Origin of the sequence: Zhouia amylolytica (assembly GCF_900116365.1) — a bacterium.
Classification (GTDB): Bacteria; Bacteroidota; Bacteroidia; order Flavobacteriales; family Flavobacteriaceae; genus Zhouia; species Zhouia amylolytica.
Genome location: NZ_FPAG01000001.1, coordinates 172,535 through 196,667 on the forward strand (window position 1 = coordinate 172,535; position 24,133 = coordinate 196,667).

The 24,133-nt window shown below is 39.9% G+C and carries 17 protein-coding genes; 8 read left to right on the forward strand and 9 right to left on the reverse strand.

All coding sequences use genetic code 11. The features are described from left to right. Complete coding sequence (locus BM361_RS00745; RefSeq protein WP_139226575.1) at positions 1 to 2,760, reverse strand: peptidase associated domain and porin domain-containing protein; 2,760 nt, start codon at positions 2,758 to 2,760, stop codon at positions 1 to 3. Between the two features lie 67 nt (positions 2,761 to 2,827). On the opposite strand from BM361_RS00745, the gene BM361_RS00750 reads away from it, so the two are divergent. Then, complete coding sequence (locus BM361_RS00750) at positions 2,828 to 3,910, forward strand: endonuclease/exonuclease/phosphatase family protein (RefSeq protein ID WP_074976284.1); 1,083 nt, start codon at positions 2,828 to 2,830, stop codon at positions 3,908 to 3,910. A gap of 15 nt (positions 3,911 to 3,925) precedes the next feature. Here BM361_RS00750 and BM361_RS00755 read toward each other — a convergent pair whose 3' ends face one another. Then, entirely contained in the window at positions 3,926 to 4,360 is a 435-nt protein-coding gene (locus BM361_RS00755) for a hypothetical protein (RefSeq protein WP_038268819.1), read from the reverse strand. A gap of 109 nt (positions 4,361 to 4,469) precedes the next feature. On the opposite strand from BM361_RS00755, the gene metG reads away from it, so the two are divergent. The 5 genes from metG (at position 4,470) to BM361_RS16910 (ending at position 9,188) form a co-directional block, all read left to right on the forward strand. Then, a complete protein-coding gene (metG, locus tag BM361_RS00760) occupies positions 4,470 to 6,572 on the forward strand; it encodes a methionine--tRNA ligase (protein WP_262508045.1) in 2,103 nt (700 codons plus the stop codon). Between the two features lie 15 nt (positions 6,573 to 6,587). Beyond that, the gene (locus tag BM361_RS00765; protein ID WP_074976689.1) at positions 6,588 to 7,490 is read left to right on the forward strand and encodes a histone deacetylase family protein; all 903 of its coding nucleotides are present in this window, start codon (positions 6,588 to 6,590) and stop codon (positions 7,488 to 7,490) included. Beyond that, positions 7,450 to 8,331, forward strand: a complete 882-nt coding sequence (locus BM361_RS00770) for a phosphatase PAP2 family protein (RefSeq protein WP_074976286.1) — start codon at positions 7,450 to 7,452, stop codon at positions 8,329 to 8,331. Before BM361_RS00765 ends, BM361_RS00770 begins: the two co-directional genes overlap by 41 nt. 79 nt (positions 8,332 to 8,410) lie before the next feature. After that, positions 8,411 to 8,929: a ferritin gene (locus tag BM361_RS00775; RefSeq protein ID WP_074976287.1), complete on the forward strand. Its 519-nt coding sequence runs from the start codon at positions 8,411 to 8,413 to the stop codon at positions 8,927 to 8,929. Between the two features lie 82 nt (positions 8,930 to 9,011). Beyond that, positions 9,012 to 9,188, forward strand: a complete 177-nt coding sequence (locus BM361_RS16910) for a hypothetical protein (RefSeq protein ID WP_175496531.1) — start codon at positions 9,012 to 9,014, stop codon at positions 9,186 to 9,188. 435 nt (positions 9,189 to 9,623) lie between these two features. Here BM361_RS16910 and BM361_RS00780 read toward each other — a convergent pair whose 3' ends face one another. The 7 genes from BM361_RS00780 to BM361_RS00810 form a co-directional block, all read right to left on the reverse strand. Beyond that, positions 9,624 to 10,091, reverse strand: a complete 468-nt coding sequence (locus BM361_RS00780) for a heavy-metal-associated domain-containing protein (protein ID WP_074976289.1) — start codon at positions 10,089 to 10,091, stop codon at positions 9,624 to 9,626. Positions 10,092 to 10,113: 22 nt separating this feature from the next. After that, a complete protein-coding gene (locus tag BM361_RS00785; RefSeq protein WP_038268809.1) occupies positions 10,114 to 11,796 on the reverse strand; it encodes an efflux RND transporter periplasmic adaptor subunit in 1,683 nt (560 codons plus the stop codon). Between the two features lie 13 nt (positions 11,797 to 11,809). Further along, positions 11,810 to 13,039: a TolC family protein gene (locus BM361_RS00790; RefSeq protein WP_083425827.1), complete on the reverse strand. Its 1,230-nt coding sequence runs from the start codon at positions 13,037 to 13,039 to the stop codon at positions 11,810 to 11,812. Positions 13,040 to 13,049: 10 nt separating this feature from the next. After that, complete coding sequence (locus BM361_RS00795) at positions 13,050 to 16,739, reverse strand: efflux RND transporter permease subunit (RefSeq protein WP_074976290.1); 3,690 nt, start codon at positions 16,737 to 16,739, stop codon at positions 13,050 to 13,052. A 127-nt stretch (positions 16,740 to 16,866) separates the two neighbouring features. Beyond that, positions 16,867 to 17,283, reverse strand: a complete 417-nt coding sequence (locus tag BM361_RS00800; RefSeq protein ID WP_038268806.1) for an HYC_CC_PP family protein — start codon at positions 17,281 to 17,283, stop codon at positions 16,867 to 16,869. An 83-nt stretch (positions 17,284 to 17,366) separates the two neighbouring features. Next, the gene (locus BM361_RS00805; RefSeq protein ID WP_074976292.1) at positions 17,367 to 18,089 is read right to left on the reverse strand and encodes a LytR/AlgR family response regulator transcription factor; all 723 of its coding nucleotides are present in this window, start codon (positions 18,087 to 18,089) and stop codon (positions 17,367 to 17,369) included. A gap of 8 nt (positions 18,090 to 18,097) precedes the next feature. Continuing rightward, the gene (locus BM361_RS00810) at positions 18,098 to 19,135 is read right to left on the reverse strand and encodes a sensor histidine kinase (protein WP_074976293.1); all 1,038 of its coding nucleotides are present in this window, start codon (positions 19,133 to 19,135) and stop codon (positions 18,098 to 18,100) included. A gap of 227 nt (positions 19,136 to 19,362) precedes the next feature. Here BM361_RS00810 and BM361_RS00815 point away from each other — a divergent pair, with 227 nt between their 5' ends. Together BM361_RS00815 and BM361_RS00820 are read left to right on the forward strand one after the other, a co-directional pair. Next, positions 19,363 to 22,446 carry a SusC/RagA family TonB-linked outer membrane protein gene (locus BM361_RS00815; protein WP_074976295.1) on the forward strand — a complete coding sequence of 1,028 codons (3,084 nt, stop codon included), beginning with the start codon at positions 19,363 to 19,365 and terminating at the stop codon, positions 22,444 to 22,446. A gap of 4 nt (positions 22,447 to 22,450) precedes the next feature. Then, entirely contained in the window at positions 22,451 to 24,043 is a 1,593-nt protein-coding gene (locus tag BM361_RS00820; protein WP_074976297.1) for a RagB/SusD family nutrient uptake outer membrane protein, read from the forward strand. The last annotated feature ends 90 nt before the right edge of the window (positions 24,044 to 24,133 follow it).

Sequence of the window (24,133 nt, forward strand, 5' to 3'; positions counted from 1 at the left end):
TTAAAAGCTAATTGATAGATTAACAAAGTAGGTACGCCCGTAGCCGTACCAATATTTAGGTCCAAACGAAGGCATCCTTCTGGCATTGTCTTCTTTCATTTGTCCAAAGTTTCCATTGCGACTTTGCTCAAAGCCTCCTGTTCGGAATTCCAGGTCAAACAAATTATTCACACTCGCAAAAAGACTGATGTATTTACCTTTATAAAGCCACGACTTACCTCCTACCAGGTTTAGCAAGTATACGTCTTCGAGTTGCTCTTGCCTTAACAATTTAGCTACAGCTTCCTCTGTGGCATCCAGGAAAGGCTCTTGTGTTTCCGGGTTTATCTTAAAGCTTTCTGTGCGGGTCACTGTAGCTATATCAATATAATTATCCCCCAGGAAATTCCCAGTCAAACTCAGCCACCAGTAATTAGGATCTCGATATTCAATTCCAAAAGAATAGACCTTTTGCGGTCCGACGGCCAGTTTATAATCCTTGATTTTGGTGATCCCTAACTCTAAAAATCCATCGGGATGAATGACATCTTCTTCTCTTCCGGAGGTGTCAAAATTTATGGTTACATCGGCATTTTCAGCATAAGAGTAATTACCGTAACCTGCTACCGCGGATAATCGCACACTGGGTGATGCCTGATATTCTAATGCCAGCTCTCCTCCGAAATGCAGCTTATCGATATCGGCAACAACTTCCTGAACGAAATCATTCCCCACGCCGCCTTCGTAATAGAAAAAATTCACGTCGGTTACCTCTTCAAATCTGGTATAATACCCACTGATTCTTCCTTTTAGTTTAGCCAGTGAAATCAAATAACTCGCATCGGTAGTTGTAACGGTTTCTGAACTAAGATTGGACACCAGGTCATTATGCTCTCTGGGATTCACAAAGGTACTCTGTAGGGTAGGCGGTCTATTAATATAGGCTCCATGAACACTCAACATATGTCTGCCCGTAAACTTGTAGAGCACCCCCATTTTAAGCGCGAAATCAGCAAATGAAGCTTTCATACTTTTCCCCAGAGAGTTATCTTCATACCGCTCATTCAGGTACAAGCCGTTTCTTTGATAATGGGTATTGGAATAAGATCCTGCCAGATAAGCTTCCAGGTTATTGTAGCGTATCCGTGTTTGAATGAATGCATTTAACAACCGGGAGTTTATTTCGTAATTATAATTAAAGCGCTCACCTTCCAACTTTTCAACCTCCCCTTGCAAATCATTTGAAGTATCCGTAAACGGATCAATATCTTCATGAAAATCAGCACCCAGTAAATCTCCTATGATGGCATAGTTTTCAGAATTACTACCATAATATGCAACTCCAAGATCTACGCCTATGTGCTTTGACACCTCGATATTGGCAAACGAAGTAAATGAAGCTTTATTGATATCTACCCTGTCATCATATTGGACATAAGATGCTTTTCCTTCATTATATATGCTGTTGTTGGCATCGTATAATGAAGGCCAATTAATCTGTGGATTTTTCAACAGACCTTCCTTAGCGATGTTTGCATTTTCATAATTAGGTCCAGCGGGGTTGTTGAAATAAAAACTAGGCAGGTACCTGTAATATACCGGATCTGGATTGGGTGCATTGTAATACCCTAAACGACCCTTTGCATAAAAACCAAACTGATACGCTACACTCGTTGTTATTGATAAGTTAGGCACCTTCATAAAATGACTTAAAATCGCAAAGGGTTCATTGATCGATCTATGCCTTGAATTCCTGATATCTCCATCCTGAACTCCCCAGTATGGGTTATATTTCTTGCCTAATAGATCGTGTACTTCTTTGGTTATCGGAGCTGAACTCCCCCTAAAATTAGGGGCATATATTCCAAGAACATTTAAACTATGATTCTCATTAAGTTTCAATTCCGCACTGGCGAATAATGAATAAGCATCATAAATTGTTCCGTCGATAAAACCTTCCCTGGCTAACCGCTTTGATGCTGAAATACTATATGACAATCCATTATCCTGACTACCCGAATTATAAGTAACCATAAACCTCCCTGCGTAAGTTCGATTCGAACCTGATGCTGTGATTCTTAGTCCTTTTCGAAATGTAGAAGGTCTTATGACTATATTTGTTGACCCTAATAATCCTCCAAAAGTTGAACTGGCATTTTTTAAGCCCATGACAAACTCCTGATCTCTGGTTACATTGTTTAAACCACCCCAGTTGTTCCATTGTGGTCTTCCGTTGAATACTTTATTCATGGAAAGTCCATTAATTTGTACAACCCCTTCTTTAGAGTCATACCCCCTTACTTTAAAAAAGACCTGGCTGAAGTCGAATGCTGCTCTATTTAAATAAAGGTCCTTACTTGCTTGCAGCAATCCAGTAGTTGAGGCTACCTCGAAGTCATCTGATGTCAGTTCTTCTTCAGAAAGAACAATAACCGAATTGTTGTATTCCCGTATAATATTTAACTCCATGAACAAATCCCCTATAATTAGTGTGGAATCCTTACTTAGGGTAATAGGATATTTGAGATCGAGATAGTTTTTCCTTTTAAAGATCAAAAGGTGATCACCTTTATTGAGTCCTTTCAGGTAGAATTCACCCTCCAAATTGCTTTCCTGTTTTAAGGATGTATTATCTACCGTAACAGTCACATTAGTCAAAGGTTTAAATGTCCTGCTATCTAACAATCTTCCTTCAACGCTTTGTGCATTGATATACGGACTCCCGACAAGCAATAATAGGCAGGAGATTGAACCTCTAAAAATCAATACTTTAATATTCATAGTCATAATCATTTAATGTTGTAAATCTAATAAAATTATATTACTTTTCTTACAAATATTAATGATTATGACTACATATACAACTCAGGTAGCATCGAAATTAAGAAAGGTGATTTATGTGGCGGTTGGTACAACCGGCCTCTTATTTGTACAGATGACAAAGGCTCAGGAAGCTCGGTACCAGGTAAAAAACATCGCATTTTACAATGTTGAAAACTTATTTGACATTATTGATGACTCCTTAAAATTTGATGAAAGCAGAACCCCTGACGGTAAGGATCGATGGACGCGAAGGAAGTATGACGATAAAATCGAAAAAATTTCTTTTACCATAGCTCAAATAGGTCGAAATATTACGCAAACATCTCCGGATATTATTGGATTATGCGAGATTGAAAACGAATCAGTTCTATTGGATCTTATTAAAAGTAATCATTTAAGGGAATATAATTATGGAATTATCCATACAGAATCTCCTGATATCAGAGGCATCGATGTCGCATTCCTTTATAAGAAAAGCTGCTTTATTCCTCAGCAATTTGAGAGCCACCCATTAAAACTTATTAGTGAAAGCGGGGAAAGGGAATATACGCGAGATCAATTACTTGTTACTGGCAGGCTCGATGGTGAAAAAATACATTTTATTATTAATCACTGGCCTTCCAGAAGGGGAGGCGAAATAAAAAGTGCTCCAAAAAGAGCAAAAGCAGCGAAACTCAACAGGAAACTCATAGACTCATTAATGAACCTGAATATATCTGCTAAAATTATTACCATGGGAGACTTTAATGATGATCCAAACAGTCGGAGCATCCAAAAAGTATTAAATACAGGCGGGCACCTTAAAAGGCTGAAAGAGCATCAACTATTCAATCCGATGTACACAATGTTTAAAGCCGGATTTGGAAGCCTTGCATACAGAGACAAGTGGAATCTTTTCGATCAAATCATACTTACACCTGCCTTTTTAAAAGATGACGAAACCTTTTACACATTCTGGAAAGCAGGGATTTTCAATAGCGATTACTTAATTTCAAGAGAGGGAAGATACAAGGGATATCCTTTCCGCAGTTATGCCAACGGCAATTATACCGGGGGCTACAGCGATCATTTCCCTGTATACATTTACCTCATAAAAAAAGCGCCTTAGAGGCGCTTTAATATTTTAGTTAAACCAGTTTGCATATGGTATCCTCGACAATAGTAAAATAAAGCCTATGGTATAAAACAAGGCAATCTTAGCAAATTTACCTTTGGAGGCATCTTGTTTTTTATGTTTAGACCATCCGATCGTAATTAGTGCCACTGCAATAACATTGGTTAATGGATGCTCCACTAAAATCAATCTTGAAACAGGATTTCCCATTACACCTCCTTCACTCCACATTGCAAAGTACGGCGATGTAAAATACAGAATTAAGCCTAACAAGAATTGAATGTGTGTAAATATCAAAGCGAAAAGACTAATACGCAGATCTTTGCCCATGACAAAGTTTCTATTGCCATAATAACCAGAGATCGCATTAAAACTAGCAAACAAAAGCACTAATAATGTTAAGAATGCCCAGTAAGAATGTAAGGTAAGAACTGTAGAATACATAAAGGTTGTTTTTATTTTTTTCAAATGTAGTGAAATAAACAGAATTCATCTTCTTTTTAAATTCCCTAATCCCTGTTTACAATCTTCCAGATTCACGAAGGAATAAAGCTTGTTCTTCAATGCAAATCCTTATTTTTGCAACTTCAGTAAAATTTTAAAGATGTCTAAGAAGTATACTATAACTGCAGCTTTACCATACACAAACGGGCCGATACATATTGGCCATTTAGCCGGTGTTTATGTTCCGGCCGATATTTACTCTCGTTATTTACGTTTAAAAGGGAACGATGTAGCCTTTATTTGCGGTAGTGATGAACATGGGGTAGCCATACCGATGAAAGCAAAAAAGGAAGGGGTAAGTCCGCAAGAAGTTATAGACAAATACCATGGTATCATTAAAAAGTCATTCGCAGATTTTGGAATTTCTTTCGATAATTACTCCCGTACTTCGGCTGAGATTCATCATAAAACTGCCTCTGAATTCTTCAAGAATCTATATGAGAAAGGAGAATTCATAGAGGAAGTTACCGAGCAATTATACGATGATGAGGCTAAGCAATTCTTAGCTGACAGATTTGTAACCGGAACCTGTCCGAAGTGTGGTAACGAAGAAGCTTACGGGGATCAGTGTGAGCAATGTGGTAGTTCTTTAAATGCCACTGACCTTATCAACCCAAAATCTACGATAACCGGATCCAAACCAGTTTTAAAAGAGACAAGGCATTGGTTCTTACCATTGGATAAGTATGAACCATTTTTAAGAAAATGGATCTTAGAAGGACACAAGAAAGACTGGAAACCAAACGTTTACGGGCAAGTAAAAAGCTGGATTGATGAAGGTTTAAAGCCTCGTGCAGTAACTCGTGATTTGGATTGGGGGATTCCTGTACCAGTTGAAGGTGCTGAAGGAAAGGTTTTATATGTTTGGTTTGACGCTCCTATCGGTTATATTTCATCAACCAAGGAATGGGCTGAACGTGAAGGAAAAGACTGGGAGCCTTATTGGAAAGATGAAAACACCAAACTGGTGCATTTTATCGGGAAAGACAATATTGTTTTTCACTGTATCATTTTCCCAAGTATGTTAGAGGCTCATGGAGATTATATACTTCCTGATAATGTTCCTGCTAATGAGTTTTTGAATTTAGAAGGCAATAAACTCTCCACTTCCAAAAACTGGGCTGTTTGGCTACACGAATACCTGGAAGAGTTTCCGGAGAAACAAGATGTTTTACGTTATGTATTAACAGCTAATGCTCCTGAAACCAAGGACAATGATTTTACCTGGAAAGATTTCCAATCTCGCAACAATAGTGAGTTGGTAGCGATCTTTGGTAATTTTATCAACAGGGTTGTGGTATTAACGAACAAATATTACAACGGTGTGATTCCGGAGCCTGGAGCCTTTAGTGAAGAAGATCAGAAGACGTTGGAGGAGTTGAAAGCTGCCCCTGGTATTATAGAATCATCCCTGGAGCGCTATCGCTTCAGAGAGGCCTCTCAGGAACTTATGAATGTAGCCAGACTGGGTAATAAATACCTGGCAGATGCAGAGCCCTGGAAGCTTATCAAAACCGACGAGGAACGTGTTAAAACGATTATGTTTACGGCCTTGCAAATTGCTTCTGCTTTGGCTGTTCTGAGTGAACCATTCCTACCATTTACAGCAACTAAATTGAAACGAATGCTAAACCAGGAAGGTTCTTTAAAGTGGACTGATGTTGCTTCTAAAGAGGTGTTAATTCCTGCCAATCATCAGGTAAATAAGAGTGAGTTGCTGTTCACTAAAGTTGAGGATGCTGATATTCAGAAGCAGTTAGACAAACTGGAAGCGACTAAAAAAGCTAACGAACAAGCTAATAAGAGCCTGGAACCTATAAAAGACACTATTACCTACGAAGATTTTGCTAAACTCGATATGAGAGTCGGAACCATCGTAGAAGCCGATAAAATGCCTAAAGCTAAAAAGCTTTTGGTTTTAAAGGTTGATACAGGACTTGACACCAGAACTATTGTATCTGGTATTGCCGAGCATTTTAAGCCAGAAGATATTGTAGGTAAAAAGGTAACTGTTTTGGTAAATTTAGCTCCGAGAAAACTCAGAGGTGTAGAAAGTGAAGGGATGATCTTAATGACTGAGAATGCTGAAGGAAAACTTGTATTTGTTAATCCCGATGAAGCTGATACACCTAGCGGGGTTACTATAAATTAACTAATAACGATGGGCATGTTAAAAATAGCTTATCATCCCATATACAAACATCCATTGCCTGAGGGACATCGATTTCCTATGATCAAATATGAATTGCTCCCTCAGCAATTACTCCATGAAGGCACGTGTGGTCCGGAGAACTTTTTTACCCCTGAATTTCCGGAAGAGGAGCACATTTTAAGAGTTCATGATGAGGAATATTATCGAAACTTGATCAACTTGAGCTTAGATGCCAGAGCCGCTCGCAAAACCGGATTCCCACTTTCCAAAGAATTAGTAGAACGCGAAGTTATTATTGCCGATGGCACTATTAAGGGATGTGGTTATGCGCTTAAGCATGGAATTGCCATGAATATAGCAGGAGGCACCCATCATGCCTATACTTCACACGGAGAGGCCTTTTGTTTGCTTAATGATCAGGCTATAGGGGCTCGATACCTCCTTCATGAGAAGCTGGCGAAAAAAATACTGATTATTGATCTGGATGTACATCAAGGTAATGGTACGGCCGAAATTTTCCAATCGGATCGGGATGTGTTCACCTTCTCGATGCATGGTAAGAACAACTATCCATTCCGAAAAGAAAAGAGTGATCTGGACATTGAACTTCACGATGGCATTCAGGATGAAGAGTATTTAACCATTTTAAAAGACACACTTCCGTCTTTAATAAAGAAGGTAAATCCTGATTTTGTGTTCTATCTTTGCGGAGCTGATGTTTTAGCCACGGATAAACTCGGAAAATTAGGGCTGAGTATTGAAGGATGTAAGGATCGTGATGCCTATGTTCTTGATTTGCTTCACAAAGCTAAAATTCCGGTACAATGCAGTATGGGTGGCGGTTATTCACCCGATATTAAATTAATTGTAGAAGCTCATGCAAACACTTACAGATTGGCTCAGGAAATTTACTTCTAGCAAAAAGTCTATTTTCTTTTTACTGGTCCTTTTAATTATATCAACTCATGGGTATTCCCAAGATAAGAACAGCCATGCTGATGATAAAACCACCTGGCAACATTTCACCTACGATATGGGCAATGTTTTTGGTGGGATGGGTTACGCATATAGCAGGCCTTTTCATTGGGATAAGAAAAGCTGGCTGACCTTTGGAGGTGTTGCCGGAGGTACCATGCTATTATACACTATTGACGAACCGGCGAAAACCTATTTTGAGGATCAAAAAGAAGACATCCCTCAATTTATAAGGGATTACGGATGGTATTACGGGAGTCCTCAAAACAACTATATGCTTACGGGCGTTGTCTACCTGACCGGTTTATTTACTAAAAATGAGAAACTACGAAGAACCGGGGTGTTACTCATCTCCTCTGCTTCAGCTGCAGGCTTGTTACAACAAGTAAGCAAATATACTTTTGGAAGAGCGCGACCGAGAACGGGAGAACAAAAGAATACTTTCATTCCATTTTCGGATGATGCCGATTACCATTCCTTCCCATCGGGGCATACGATTCTGGCATTCACCAATGCTTATGCCATCGCAAAACAATTTAAGAATCCGTGGGTGAAGGCAGGTATCTATACGGTTGGTTTGGTTCCGGGGATCTCCAGGTTATGGGAGGGTGCTCATTGGTTAAGTGATGTTGGCCTCAGTGTTGCCATCAGTATTTTTACTGTTGAAGCAATCGACAAATACCTCGACAGCAAATACGATGAAAAATATAATTCCAAACAAAAGAAAACAGATTGGAGTTTAAGTTTTGGCCCCGGTACTGTTGGCGTTGTTGTTCATTTTTAATCTGCTTCTAAATAGCCTATTGCGCTTAGAATTGTTCCTTTTATTGTGTAACTTTACGTAAATCGCAAAATATCATATTATGTTATCAGATAAAATTGAATCATTATTAAACCTACAGATAAGACGTGAAGCCGAATCGGCCCAAATCTATCTGGCCATGGCTTGTTGGGCAGAAGTAAAAGGGTTAGAGGGAGTTGCTCAATTTATGTACAAGCAGTCCGATGAGGAGCGTATGCACATGCTCAAGCTTATCAAGTTCATTAACGAACGTGGAGGGCACGCTAAAATATCAGAGTTAAAAGCTCCTAATATAACCTTTAACTCTTTCCAGGAGATGTTCAAGGAATTATACGATCATGAGGTATTCGTTACCAATAGTATTAATGAATTGGTACATGAAACACTTCAGCAGAAGGACTATACTACCCACAACTTTTTACAGTGGTACGTAGCAGAACAGATTGAAGAAGAAGCTATGGCAAGAACCATCCTCGACAAAATAAATATAATTGGTGACGATAAAAGTGGATTGTATCTGTTTGACAGAGACATCCAGCAACTATCGGTAACCAGCTCAGCTTCAAATTCTTTAGAATAAATTTTAACAACTGAAAATATGTTAAAGTTTATTTAGATTTAATATAAACAACTATATTTGTCCCAGCAAAACACGAATTAAGTTGGGCAAGAAGAAAGACAAGAAGAAGAAGGAGAAGAAAGAGAAAAAGAAGCTTGAAAAGATTGAAGCCAAAACAAAGAAAGGCTGTAAATCTAAATGCTGTAAAAAATATACCAAGGGAGAACACAAACGGTGCAAACGATGCCCGATGTTTGATCTTCTTAAAAAAGCTGCATAGCCATAAAGGACCGTCTAATACTGTTTTAGACGGTCTTTTTTTATGCCTTCCCACACATTGCCATTCCTCAATTATTTATCGAATATCTTATATATCCAAGCAGGGAGCAATTAATATCCGAACCTAACATTATGCATGCCATTGGTATACGCTATTATAAGGATATTATAGGGATATAATGGGGATAATATGGGGATAACATGGGGATAACATGGGGATAACCTTGCTTTTTGTAAGAATTTACCACGCTTATGTAATGCTGTTACCTTTTGGTATTTTGCCTGGTTATTTAATGTATCTCAGGATGGAAAATTTTTTGAATACTGGAATTCGATTGGATCTTACCTGGGGAGATATGATTACCATCAGGGTTTTGGCAATGGGATGTTATTAAACTAAAAAGGTTGTCTTTTCAGACAACCTTTTTAATGTATTCTAGTGCATGGTGTGTTCACCATCGTGACCATGATCGTCTGCCTTTTTCTCACCAGACTGATTCATTTCCATTGCATGGTCGTATTGACAACATCCAGGCAATTCTTTATAAGCCTCTTCACTAGCATTTACTTTTTCAGTATCATATCCTGAAGCTGCGATTGCTGCATGTATTACATCTAAATCTGTTTTAGAATCATCGAAACTTACGTCGATCTTCTTTTTATCCTTATCCCAGGTAGCTTTATCTACTCCGTCAACACCTAGGGCAGCTGTTTCGATAGTTTTTTTGCACATGCCACAGTTACCTCTTACACCAAAAGAAACATCAGCCATAGCCATTTCTCCTGCATCACTCTGTACTTGCTCTGTTTCTGCTGTAGCATTGTTTTCTGCTTTTTTCTCACTTTTACATGCTGTAAAAGCAATAGCGGCAACCATTGCCACACTCATAATGATACGTCTCATAGTTTTAAATTTAAATTAATTATTATTGAATTGTTTTAGTTACTTCTCCACAACTTAACATGGCGTCGCCATAATAAGGGTTTAAAACCTTATCTTCTTTACTTAACCAATATGCGCCCTGGTTACTATCGGCCATCGGGCAATATTGAACATATAAGGTATCCTGTAATTCCTGAAAGTTACTCACCATGGCGATCATGTTCTCAGACAGGATTTTAAAATGGCTTCGCTGAGTTTCCAGATCTTTACTATTAGATACGGTTTCCAACATTTTACGGATGACATCCACATGTTGTTGTTCCATTTTACCGAGGCTTGCCGTTTTGATATCCGACAGAGCTCCAAGTGCATTTTTAGCCTCACCCTGAGCTTGCCCTGCATTAGATGCTACCAATACATCTTTTAGTTTCAAATAAGCTTCCATTACCGGCATAAAGTCTTCTTGAAAACCGGTGGTCAGGGTCATCTCCATGCTCATTCCATCTTCGTGGTTCATCATAGATTTCTTTCCTTGAAGCTGGGCTGCTGCATCGACGGTAAAGGTTCCGTTTATGACCACCTCATCTCCAAATTCAAGTCCTTTGGTAATAACATAGCTATCTCCTGAGGTACTTCCGATGGTTACTTCTCTCATTTCAAAAACAGGCTCGTCTTTACCTGCTTTCACGTATACCAGGGATCTCTTACCGGTCCACAGCACAGCACTTTTCGGTACACTTATGAAGCTTTTTCCGCTTTGTTCTACACCTTCAAAAGCTCCTTCCACGAACATCCCCGGTTTAAACAGTCCGTTTTTATTTCTAAGGTCGGCTCTTACAGTTACCGTCCTGGTGGTACTGTTCAGTACAGGATCAATAAAGCTCACTTTAGCCTCGAATTCTTCATTAGGGTATGCTTTGGTTCTGATGGTTATTGTTTGTCCTTTTTTAAGGGAAGCGATTTGATTTTCATAAGCATCAAACTCAGCCCAGACTGTTCCCAGATCAGAAACCTTGTATAAGACCTGTCCTTGTTTCACATAGTCCCCTTCTTCCACCATTTTTTCCGTAACCACTCCAGAGGCATTGGCATATACCGGAATGTTTTCTTTAACCTTACCCGAAGCCGCTATATCCTCAATTTGTTTATCGGATAATTTCCAAAATTTGAGTTTATTTTTAACTGCTTTATACAATTGGGGTTGACTTTCCTTTAGTTTAGCTGCGGTAATCAACTCTTGTTGTGCTGAAAGCAATTCCGGAGAATAAATGAGTGCGAGAAGCTGGCCTCTCTTCACTTGTTCGCCCGTAAAGTTCACGTAAAGTTTTTCAATTCTTCCACTGAAGTGTACGGTTTGGGTTGCATTTGCCTTTTCACTTTCTTTTATTTTACCTGACAGTCGCAACATGCCATCGGCATTAACTTCACCTACCACAGCAGTTTGAATATTTGCCAGTGCCATGGCATTGCTTGTCATTTTGAACTGATTCGCTGCCAGTCCGTCTGCTGCCGCATCTGCCGGAATCAGGTCCATACCACAGATCGGGCAGGCACCTGGTTCTGGTTGCATTATTTGAGGGTGCATGGAGCAGGTCCACATTTGATCTGCTTGTTCACCGGCGTGATCGTGTCCGTCTTCAGCAGCCGTTGACTGATTACCAAAAAAGATGTAACCAAGCGCCAACCCTGCAATAAAGATTACTATAAATACGATATACTTTTTCATTGTTCTGAATATTTTATTTAGTCAATGACTCTAAGGCAGCCTTACTATTGTGATATGCAGTAAGGGCCTGTAAGGTTGATAATTGATATTTTAAAATTAGTTGTTGTACCTCTAAAACCTGTTCGAAATCTATGGTTCCTGTTTGATAGGTCGTTAGGATCACTTGTTCGGCCTGTTTCGCCTGGTGCACATTCTCTGTCTGGGTACTGATGGTACGTTTAGCATTATTCAATGCTGCGAGGTTATCTTCAAACAGGGTTTCCAGTTCATTTTCAGCATCTATCTTTGTATTTGCCAGAGCTTCCTGTTGTAACTGCAATTGTTTTCTTTTAGAGGTAAATTTCTTTGAAAACAATGGAATGGACAGATTCACCATAGGCATTACGATATCTTTTCCATTATCCGGCATCACCATATCTCTCTCATCCACAAACACATAATCTAATCCGACACCAATAGACGGGGCATTTTCTTTAGTAGCCGCCAGTTCCGATTGGGCGGTAGCTTCCTTCATTGCTTCAATTTTAAGCAGCTTCGGGTTATCAATAAGATTTTCTTTACTGAAAACCTCCTGAGTTACTTTTAAGGTATCTACGATCTTTACTTCTTCTAATATACTTCTATTCAGCAGTAAGTTAAAACCTTTTATATCTGAAACCAACTCTTCATTGACTACCTCTTTTTGATTTTTAAGTTCATTTATCTGAATTCGAATTTTTAGCACATCGACCATGGTGGTTCGGTTGTTTTCAAGTTCATTCAGTGCTAACTCCTCATAGGTCTTTAAGATATTCAGGTTTTCCTCAATAATTTCTATAGAGGCCTTTTTTTCATAAAGCTTATAATAGGCTTGTTTAACTTTCAGGGTAATATCTCGGGTGGTACTTCCCAGTTCGAAACGGTCACTTTCGGCTAAAGCTCCTGAAGCCTGTTTCTTTGCCTTCAAGGTTCCGAACCACGGAAACATCTGTGAAGCCGATAGTTTGGCTCTTTGCGGGCCCACCCTTGTTTCTGCTTCCTGAACAAAATATCCGCCTCCAATGGTGGTATTCGGAATACTTCCCACTTCGGATACTGCTTCCAGACTACTTTCATAGGTTAATTGCTTCGCCTGCAATTTCGGACTATTCTTTAAAGCTATATTGACATAGGCCTCTAGGTCTTGCCCCATTGCGGCAGTATTGACCAAAATCAAAACACCTACCAGGCTCATCCATTTTTTTACGTCGCTTGTATTTTTCATATCACGCTATTTAAGCTTTCACACTTTTCAACTTTAGCCCCATTTCTTTCTTCCAGCTAAATAACACTGGTACTACAAACAAGGTGATCAATGCGATCAACATCCCTCCAAAGCTTGGAATAGCCATTGGAATCATAATATCACTTCCTCGTCCTGTAGATGTTAACACCGGCAGCAATGCCAACATGGTGGTTGCTGTGGTCATCAGACATGGTCGAATACGCTTTTCTCCAGCTTCTACTACAGAGGCTCTAATTTCACTAACCTCTTTAGGTTTATTTCTATCGAAGGTTTGGGTTAAATAGGTTGCCATTACTACTCCGTCGTCTGTGGCGATCCCGAACAATGCGATAAATCCGACCCAGACGGCAACACTGAGGTTGATGGTATGCATTTGGAAGAGTTCTCTCAGGTTGGTTCCGAATATGCTAAAGTTCATGAACCAGTCTTGTCCGTAGAACCAGATTAGTACAAAACCACCGGCAAAGGCTACTGCGATTCCGGAGAAGACCATTAAAGAAGTTGCAACAGATCTGAACTGGAAATACAAGATCAGGAAAATTACCAATAATGATAAAGGTACTACCAGTGAAAGGGTTTTCTCAGCTCTGATCTGATTTTCATAGGTCCCTGTAAACTGATAGTTAATTCCCTTAGGAACGGTCAGTTCTCCGCTATCGATCTTATCCTGAATGGCCTGTTGTGCTTTTTCTACAACATCCACTTCTGCAAAATCATCTAATTTATCAAACAGCACATACCCTACTAAGAAGGTGTCTTCACTTTTGATCACTTGTGCTCCCTGTTCGTACTTAATGGTCACCAATTCACTTAAAGGCACAGGTGCATTATTATCGACAGGAACATATATATTTTCAAGGTCTTCCGGCGAACTTCTCAATTCTCTAGGGTAGCGCACTCGCACTCCATAGCGTTCTCTTCCTTCGACGGTTTGTGACAGCATTTTACCTCCAACGGCTACTTCTATAATCTGTTGTACTCTTTCAATAGAGATCCCATAGCGGATTAATTTATTTCGGTCGATATCGAGGAGTAAGTATGGTTTACCGACAATACGATCGGCAAAAACTGCTTCTTTCTTCACCCCTTCAACATTTTTCAGAATGGGCTCCAGGGCGAGTCCAAAATCTTCAATTTGCTTGAGGTCTTGTCCTTTCACTTTGATTCCCATTGGGGCACGCATTCCTGTTTGCAGCATTACCAATCGGGTTTGAATTGGCTGTAATTTAGGTGCTGACGTTACGCCTGGCAATTTTGTAACGGTCACTATTTCATTCCAGATATCATCTGGTGACTTGATGTGTTCTCGCCAATTTCTATAAAATTCACCATCTTCATCTTCTATCAGGTTGGCAGTATCGACCACGGTTCCAGAGCTTATGAAGTTCCCGTTTTTCAACTCAAACATACCTTCGTCATTTACCTTAAACCGTACTCTTTCTCCTTCCTTATTCAGGATGTATTCCGGTTTATAGATAATCACATTTTCATACATGGAAAGTGGTGCAGGATCGAGTGCAGATTCAACTCTCCCTGCTTTACCCACGACAGTTTCAATTTCGGGAATGGTTGCTACGGCCATATCCAATTGTTGCAGTACTCGTTTATTTTCTTCCACTCCGGCATGCGGTAATGAGGTTGGCATGAGTAAAAAGGATCCTTCATCTAATGCAGGCATAAATTCTTTTCCTGTATTTTTCATGATCAGAAAACCACAAACCACAATTACGGTTGGAATAGATAAAAACAAGATTTTATTGGCCAGGGCCCATTTTAGTATTCTCACATAATATCTTCTGAAGAGGGTAAATATCCCCAGCAATCCGAAGGCAATTACACCGACAAAAATCAGGTTGATAAAGATACTCCTATCAACGCCCAGCGGTCGCCAGTATTCCGCTAAGAAGTACACAATGGCAAAAGCTGAAATAACTATATTACTAAGGTTTGACTGATCTTTATTGATCTTCCCTTGATTTTTCAACCAGGCAGAGATTCCGAAAGCCATTAAAATAACTCCTAAGAAATATCCTAAAACCAATATAAGGAGTCCGAGTCCCACCAAGATAATATTGATAATCTGAGCAATATTCTTTCTCGTTTTATTCTTTCTGAAAATAAAGGCAGCAAAAGGAGGTATCAAAAACAGGGCAACAATAATTGATGCTGTCAGGGCCATGGTTTTGGTAAAAGCCAATGGTCTGAACAGCTTCCCTTCGGCCCCGGTCATGGTAAATACCGGAATAAAGCTAATAATCGTAGTAAGTACTGCGGTTAATATGGCTCCTGATACTTCTTTGGTGGCATTAAACACCACCTGATTGATCGGGAGTTGATTTCCGTCTTCATCCAGGTGCCTGATTATATTTTCGGAGAGAATTACGCCGACATCCACCATGGTTCCGATGGCGATGGCGATTCCTGACAGGGCCACAATATTGGCATCCACATGAAATAGTTTCATGGTAATAAACACCATAAGTACAGCCACCGGTAATAAGCCGGAGATTAATATTGAAGCTCTCAGGTTAAACACCATGATGATAATTACCAATACGGTAATCAGCACCTCCATGGTGAGGGCTTCATTTAATGTCTGTAGCGTTTCCTGTATTAATTCTGTTCTATCGTAGAAAGGGACAATCGTTAGTTGCGAGGTACGGCCATCGGCTAATTCTTTTGATGGCAATCCGGCACTAATTTCATTGATCTTTTCTTTTACATTGTTAATCACCTCGAGCGGATTGGCGCCGTATCTTGCTACTACCACACCTCCTGCTACTTCGGCACCTTCTTTATCCAGAATACCTCTTCTCGGGGCGGGACCCAGTTTAACTTTGGCGATATCCTTCACCCGAATAGAAACGTAGTCGCTTACGGTAACCACGGCATTCTCAATATCCTCGATGGACTTCACATATCCCAGTCCACGTACCAGGTATTCGACCTGGTTGATCTCGATGGTCTGGGCACCCACATCTCTATTGGATTCTTTTACGGCTTTCACTACGGCATCGAGGCCGATTTTATATTGTTTCAGAAGTTCCGGATCTACATCTATTTGGTATTCCTGAACATACCCTCCGATAGAGGCAACTTCTGAAACACCACTTGCTGAAGACAGAGCGTATTTTACATAGTAATCCTGTACACTTCTCAGTTCGTGGAGATCCCACCCTCCTGTAACGTTTCCATTTTCATCTCTCCCTTCCAGGGTGTACCAGAAAATCTGTCCTAAGCCGGTGGCATCAGGCCCTAAACTTGGAGAAACCCCTTCGGGTAATAAGCCAGCCGGAAGGGAATTTAATTTTTCCAGAATTCGACTACGACTCCAGTAAAATTCCACATCTTCTTCAAATATCACATAGATACTTGAAAATCCGAACATGGAAGAGCTTCGAATGGTTTTCACTCCTGGTATTCCAAGCAATGAAGTTGTTAACGGATAGGTGATCTGATCCTCTATATCTTGTGGAGAACGACCGTCCCACTTGGTAAAAACGATCTGTTGGTTTTCTCCGATATCCGGAATTGCATCTACTGCCACGGGATCTCTTGGCAATAGTTCTGTTTTCCAGTCGAAAGGTGCGTGTACCATTCCCCAGCCAACAAAAAGGCCTAAAAGAAGTACCGCTACCAGTTTATTTTCTATTAAAAATTTGATGCTTTTATTTAGCATGATCTACGTATTGAATAATTAAATGTTATCGTTTAGTTATAAACATCAACACAGCCTGAATCTCGATTAAACGGATTCCGGCGATACTTTAATACAATGAATCATTGCATTAAAATCAATACATCAATCAGATTAAAAAGACTTCATCAAGGATATGGATATCCTTGACTAAGAATGGAGGCGGGTAATTTTTATGAGGGATTACATTTTGTTCCAGCCCCTCAAATAGGTTAATATAGGTATAAACAAAAGAGGCTAAGAAAACCTGCTGTTGAAAATCGAGATCATTTACTGAGGTTTTTACTTCATCTTGTCCTTCGACCAATTTAATCTGGTCGGTACAACAAGAGGATTTTTGAAAAGAACACTCGTCATCTTTACTCGATTGTTGAAGTTGCATCCCACAAGTTTCAGCTTGTGTTACTACTGCCACATCCACTAAAAAATCACCACAATAGTGTTTGCTCACGGCAAAAGACACCGTTGAGAATAGCACTAAAAGTGCCATGGTCATGGATGATATTTTATGGAAGTATTCCTTCATTTCGAAATCAAAAGTACAAAAAAAATGGATTTACCTCGCTCTTTAACAAAAGTTTGAGTTTTTGTTCGCCCATAGACCTGGGGTTAATCGGTTAGAAGATTACCTCTGTCTTTGAGTATTTTCTGTTTGGCATTGGCTGCAAAATTTCTTCCTATCGGGATTCTTTTATTATGAATCTGGATCATATTCCCTTCCAGTAATTTAACCTTATCGATCGCTATGGTATAGGATTTATGGACGCGGACGAAACATTCATCCGGCAATTCTTCGGTGATACTGCTAATGGACTTATGAGAGACGTAGGTGCCTTCCATCGTGGTTACTTTTATATAATCTTTTAAGCTTTCAATAAAGAGGATATCTTTCAGATAGACTTTAACCAGTTTTTTATCGACTTTCAGAAATAAGTGGCTGTCTTGTTTAAAGCCATTTTGTTCCCCTCTTTTTTCGGCCAGCACATTTTTTAGTTTGTTGATTGCTTTCAGGAACCTACCGAAAGGAATTGGTTTCACGAGGTAGTCCAGCACGTCGAACTCATAGCTTTCGAGGGCATATTCTTTATAGGCGGTTGTTAGGATTATTTGCGGGTATTCAGGAAGCGTTTTAAGAAATTCCAAACCACTCATTCGGGGCATATTAATATCCAGGAAAATAACATCAATATTTCCTTTTTCCAGGGCAGGCAAGGCATCTATCGGATTGTTGAACACTCCTGCAATTTCAATATTCTTTAAATCTTCCAGATGTGTTTCAATTACACTAATGGCTAAGGCTTCATCATCGATTATAAGGCATCTGATATCCATGTGTTTTTTTACTTTATTGGTACTTGCAACAGTACTTCATATGTATCATCCTTGTCAAATATATCTAACTTATGCTTATTCCCATATAAAATATCTAATCTTCTCTCGACATTTTTAACTCCGATTCCATTTAAATTGTTCGATCTTGCATTGGCATTGAAGGTGTTTTTACATTTAAAAAGCAACTGTCCGTCGAGTCTTTCAAAGTCGATATCCAGGGTCATCCCATTGGTGTTTCTTAGTCCATGTTTAAAAGCATTTTCGATAAACGGGAGAAAGATCAGCGGGGCGACTTTTATATTATCAATATCTCCACTGATACCGATATTTATATCTACCAAATTACCAAAACGGATCTTCTCCAGTTCAACATAATTATCGATGTAATTGATTTCCTGTATAAGGTCTACTTTCTTTTTATTGGCATCATATATAATGTATTGCATTATTTCTGAGAGCTTTAGCACGACATCTGATGCCAGGGAGGATTTTTTAAGCGTTAGCGCGTATAGGTTATTGAGTGTATTAAAGTAAAAATGCGGTTGAATTTGCGATTTCAAGTATTTTAATTCTGTCTGATACTGCAGTTCTCTTAGTTGTTGATTTTTATTTCGTTCATAAATATAATCAGCGAAGAATTTAATGGCTGATGTTAGTCCGACCACGTATAATTCTCCAACCACTACGGCTACAATATGGTTAAACCCAAACGGTCTTTGTCCGCCTTCCGCTTCGGGCCAGATATCTTCGGTAACCAACCAAAAGTTAAGACCGGATCTAATTACGTAATGGGCTCCGAGGCAAATAACGAAGAGGATGGCATATTCTAAATATTTCTTTTTCAGAATAAACCTGGGGATCAAGAAATAAATATTGAAGTAGACCACCAATATATGTAAGGGAAACTCAACCAGATTTGATTTAAAGGAGTACCAGTAATCATCGAAATAGCTTCCCCAGCGCACCACATTAAAAAGGAAATAGGCAATCCAGAAATACAAGTGATATTTCATGGGGATGGTTCTATTGGCGACTTGATCTTTCATTGAGAAATATGAATAAAAATGAACAAAATATTAAGTTTTCATCAGCAAATGAGGTGAAAATATACAACTATACGTGCTATAAATCAAAAAAGTGAAAAATATAAAAAATGCCATTTACGCAATGTCCAAAAGGTGCTGTTGTTTATTACGAAAACGTTGTCGTTTGTATAAAAAAAATTTTTAAGCATGGGGGTTACCCTACTTTGGAGCAAATAAAACCAAACAATATGAAACAAAATTTCTTAGCTTCAACTATTTTATTCTTTGTTTCCGTCTTCTGTTTGTCTGCTCAGGAAGTGGCCATTTCAGGGGTGGTAACATCGGCCCTCGATGGCAGTCCTTTGCCAGGGGTAAACATCCTTATCGTAGGGACCACTAACGGTACGCAAACGGACTTTGACGGGAATTACACCATAGATGTTTCAAAAGGCGAAACACTTAAGTTTTCATTTATCGGAATGAAGACCCAGGAAGTCGTTGTTGGAAATAACAGTACTATTAATATTCAACTTCAGGAGGATGCCCAGCAATTAGAGGGTGTTATTGTAACGGCTCTTGGAATATCTAAAGAGAAGAAAGCCCTGACCTATTCGGCCCAGGAAGTAGGAGGTGATGAACTCACCAAAGTAAAACAGACCAACCCAATCAACAGCTTATCGGGTAAATCTGCAGGTTTAACCATCACCAAGAGTTCTTCAGGTTTAGGGGGTGCTGTGAAGGTTGTATTAAGGGGTAATGCCTCTACGACGAACAATGATCCGCTTTATGTTATCGATGGGGTTCCGATGTTAAACAACGGGAATGGTTCTAACGGAGCTGAACCCGGAACCGACATCTTCGGAAGTCAGACAGGAAACAGGGATGGTGGTGATGCCATGTCTTTAATCAATCCTGATGATATTGAAAGTATGACTGTTTTAAAGGGGGCATCTGCTTCGGCGCTTTATGGAAGTCAGGGTGCCAATGGTGTTATTTTAATTACCACCAAACGCGGTAAAGAAGGAGCGCTTTCAGTGAACTTCAACACCAGTTTCACTGTTGATAATGTGATGTCTTTACCTGAGCTTCAGTCGGAATATCAATCTGCTTCGGTGGGCCAGCCTATTGCCGAGAACGGGCGTGTTACGGATCCTAAATCATGGGGAGCGAAGGCTGACGGCTTGAGCAATGATGCCAAAAGCTTTTTCAATACCGGGTATACTTCAATCAATGCATTGTCATTGACGGCAGGAAACCAAAAGGCACAGACTTATTTTTCTTATGCCAATACTTCTGCCAGTGGTGTAATTCCTGAAAACCGATTATTGAGAAATAATATAACACTTCGGGAAACTGCGAAGTTCTTAGATGACAAGATCGACGTTTCTGCGAGTATTAACTTATCAGACCAACGCATCTGGAACCGACCTACCAATGGTTTGTATTCGAATTCATTAACCGGACATTATTTACACCCTGTTGGTATCGATCGTGATATTTACAAGGACACCTTCGAATATTTCAACACCCAGACGAACATGATGGACCAATATGCTTCGTCATTTGATGAGAACATACAGCAAAACCCTTATTGGTTAACGTATCGCAGTCCGAGTAAGGATATCGCCCAGCGTGTTCTTGCGAATGCTTCGGTTAAATATCAAATCACCGATGCCTTTTCCATACAATCGAGAGGTAGTTTGGACAAGTCATTTTATACATTCGACAAAAGGCAATATGCCGGAACTGATCCAGTTAACTCGGGAGAAAACGGAAGGTATATTTTGGAAAAAACAGAAAATACGCAGCAGTATATTGACCTTATTGCAAACTATGGGAGTGATCTATCAGAGGATTTTTCTCTTACTGCTTTATTAGGTGCCAGCATGACCAAGTATCGTATTGGTGACAAGGTTTACCTTGATTCAGGTCGTGATGGATTAGGACTTAACTATCCGAATGTATTTAATATTGCCAATTTCGAAAACACGAATAACATTTATCAATCGGTTGGAAACCGCGAGGTACAATCGATATTTGCTTCCGCTAATTTTGACTATAAAGGTCTTTTATTTTTAGATGTTACCGGTAGAACCGACTGGTCTTCGACGCTTGTTAACACGGATTCGGAATCGTTCTTTTATCCATCTGTGGGGTTAACGGGTGTTTTGACTGAAATGATCTCTTTTCCGGAAGCGGTTTCATTTGCCAAGGTAAGAGCTTCATATGCGGAAGTTGGTAAAGACATTCCTGTTTATGCTACGGTACCGTTGTACGGTATCAATGCTACCAACACTGGTGTGAGTCCGGCTCCTTTTGCTCCTATTGAAGGAGAAACACTTGAACCGGAAAGACAAAAATCGTTCGAGATCGGAACGGAATGGAATTTCTTTCAGAGAAGGTTGGGAATTGATTTCACCTACTACAACACTAAAACACTTAACCAGATTTTCTTCATTCAAGCAGAGCCAAACCCTTATGGTTATCCTCAGAACATCGTAAATGCAGGTGAGATCACCAATAACGGGTTTGAGGTGGTTTTAAGCGGAAAGCCTATTGTTAATGACAATTTCAGCTGGAATACTGCCTTCAATTTTGCTCAGAACGACAACAAAGTTGTTTCGGTACACCCTTCTTTACAGGATGGTGAGGCTATCATTACGGCTCGCGGGGTTAACGGATATGAATATTCATTAATAGAGGGGGAAGATTTCGGTAGTATTAAAGCGCGATCTGTGGTAAGAGATGAGAACGGAACCCCTGTGATCAACGCTTCAGGTACCTTAATGGCTACAGACTTTGAAACGGTAGCTCATGCGCAACCGGACTTCACCTTAGGATGGAATAACTCAATTGATTATAAAGACTGGACCTTCAGCTTCCTTATCGACGGAAAATTTGGTGGTGATGTGATGAGTGTTACCGAGGCAGTGAATGACAAGTACGGAGTTTCGCAGGCTACCGCAAATGCGAGAAACACTAACGGAGGTATGATCGACGTAGTTGATGAAAACGGGGCTCCTTCTCAGCTGTCGGCCCAAGAGTACTACAATGCTGTTGGCGGCAGAGACGGTATGTTAGGAGAATATGTTTACGATGCTACCAATGTAAGCTTACGCGAACTTTCTATCGGATACCGATTGAACATTGAAGATAGTTTTGTTCAGAACATGAATTTCTCTCTTATTGCCAACAACCTTTTCTTTTTCTATAAAGATGCTCCATTCGACCCTAATATTGCTGCCAGTACCGGTATTGGATTACAAGGTGTCGATATCTACAACCAGCCTTCTACGCGAAGTATTGGGTTAAACATTAACGTAAATTTCTAAGAAAATGAATCATATAATAAAATATACACTTGCTTCTTTAGCGGTACTCAGTTTAACCAATTGTACTGATAGTTTTGAAGACACCAATTCAAATCCCTATGGAATTACATTAGAAAGTTTAACACAGCGTAACAATCATATCGGGACTAAGTTCGCACCGATGTTTGCTAATGTCATTCGTGTTGAACCTGCATGGAACTATCAGTTACAGCAAAATTTAAATGCGGATGTATTTTCGGGTTATATGACGGCTCCCACTCCTTTTGCCGGTAACATCAATAATCAGACTTATAGCCTGGTAAACGGGTGGAACGGATTCATCTGGATCGATGCCTATGATTCAAATAGCGGAAACGGGGTGATGCCTCATGCGAAAGACATCAATGACATTGTAGCGGCATCGGGAGACACAAGTGGCGAAAAATTTGTTCACCTGGCCAATATCATCAAGGTGATGGCCATGCATCGTGTATCTGATGTATTCGGACCTATTCGCTATTCTAAGTTCAATGAATTTGCCACTTCAGGGGAATACGATTCTCAGGAAACTGCTTATAAGGCATTCTTTACGGATCTTGATGCTGCTATATCAGGCTTAGAGTCTGAAGTAGGCAGCAGTCAATTCGTCGACTTCGATCAGTCTTCTTTTCAGGGAGATATTGCCAAGTGGCGCATGTTCGCTAATTCATTACGATTAAGGTTGGCCATACGCGTTTCTAAGGTGGATCCGGCCCTGGCGAAAACTGAGGGAGAAAAGGCCCTGGCCAGCAATGCGGGTTTATTAGCATCCGAAGACATGGAAGTAGATATGGGCGGTTTTGTGCATCCGATAGAGACCATCAGTAATGTATGGGGAGATATTTGTATGAGTTCGGAGATGGAATCTATTTTAAAAGGATTCAATGACGGTCGTATCGAAAAGTATTTTTCTGCACCTGAGGATCCTTCATTGGGCGATTACAAAGGAATCAGAATGGGGATCGAGATCGAGGCCAAGTCGCAATACGGGAGTCATTCAAAGATCGGGGAAGTTATACAAGGTACTTCGAAGGTATGGATGACCTCGGCGGAGGTTCATTTTTTAAAGGCTGAAGCTGCTTTAAGAGGCTGGGCTGGTGCCGGAGATGCTAAAACAAATTATGAAAATGGTGTCAGAGCTTCTTTCGAACAACACGGTGTTGGCGGAGTTGACAATTATTTAGCTGATAACACCAGTACTCCTGCCGACTTTGTCGATGCTTTAAATGCAGCCAATGACTACAGTTACCCGAGTACGGTAACGATTGCCTATAACGAAGCGGGAAGCTTAGAAGAACAATTAGAGCAGATTATTACCCAGAAATGGATTGCGATGTTTCCTGACGGGCAGGAAGCCTGGAGCGAATACCGAAGAACCGGATATCCGCAGGTATTTCCTGTGGTAGTTAACAACAGTGGTGGTACAATCGACACTGATATTCAAATTCGAAGAATCAATTTTGTCGACAGTGAGAAGAACACCAATGGTGCTAATGTTGACATTGCTACTTCGTACTTGAAAGGACCGGATAACGGAGGCACCAGGTTATGGTGGGACACCGGTAATTCTAACTTTTAATTGAAGTAGCACTCAAATATAATATCTAATAAGGGGCAGGTTACACAGCTTGCCTCTTATTCAACTGATTAAAAAAAGTACTATCTTAAA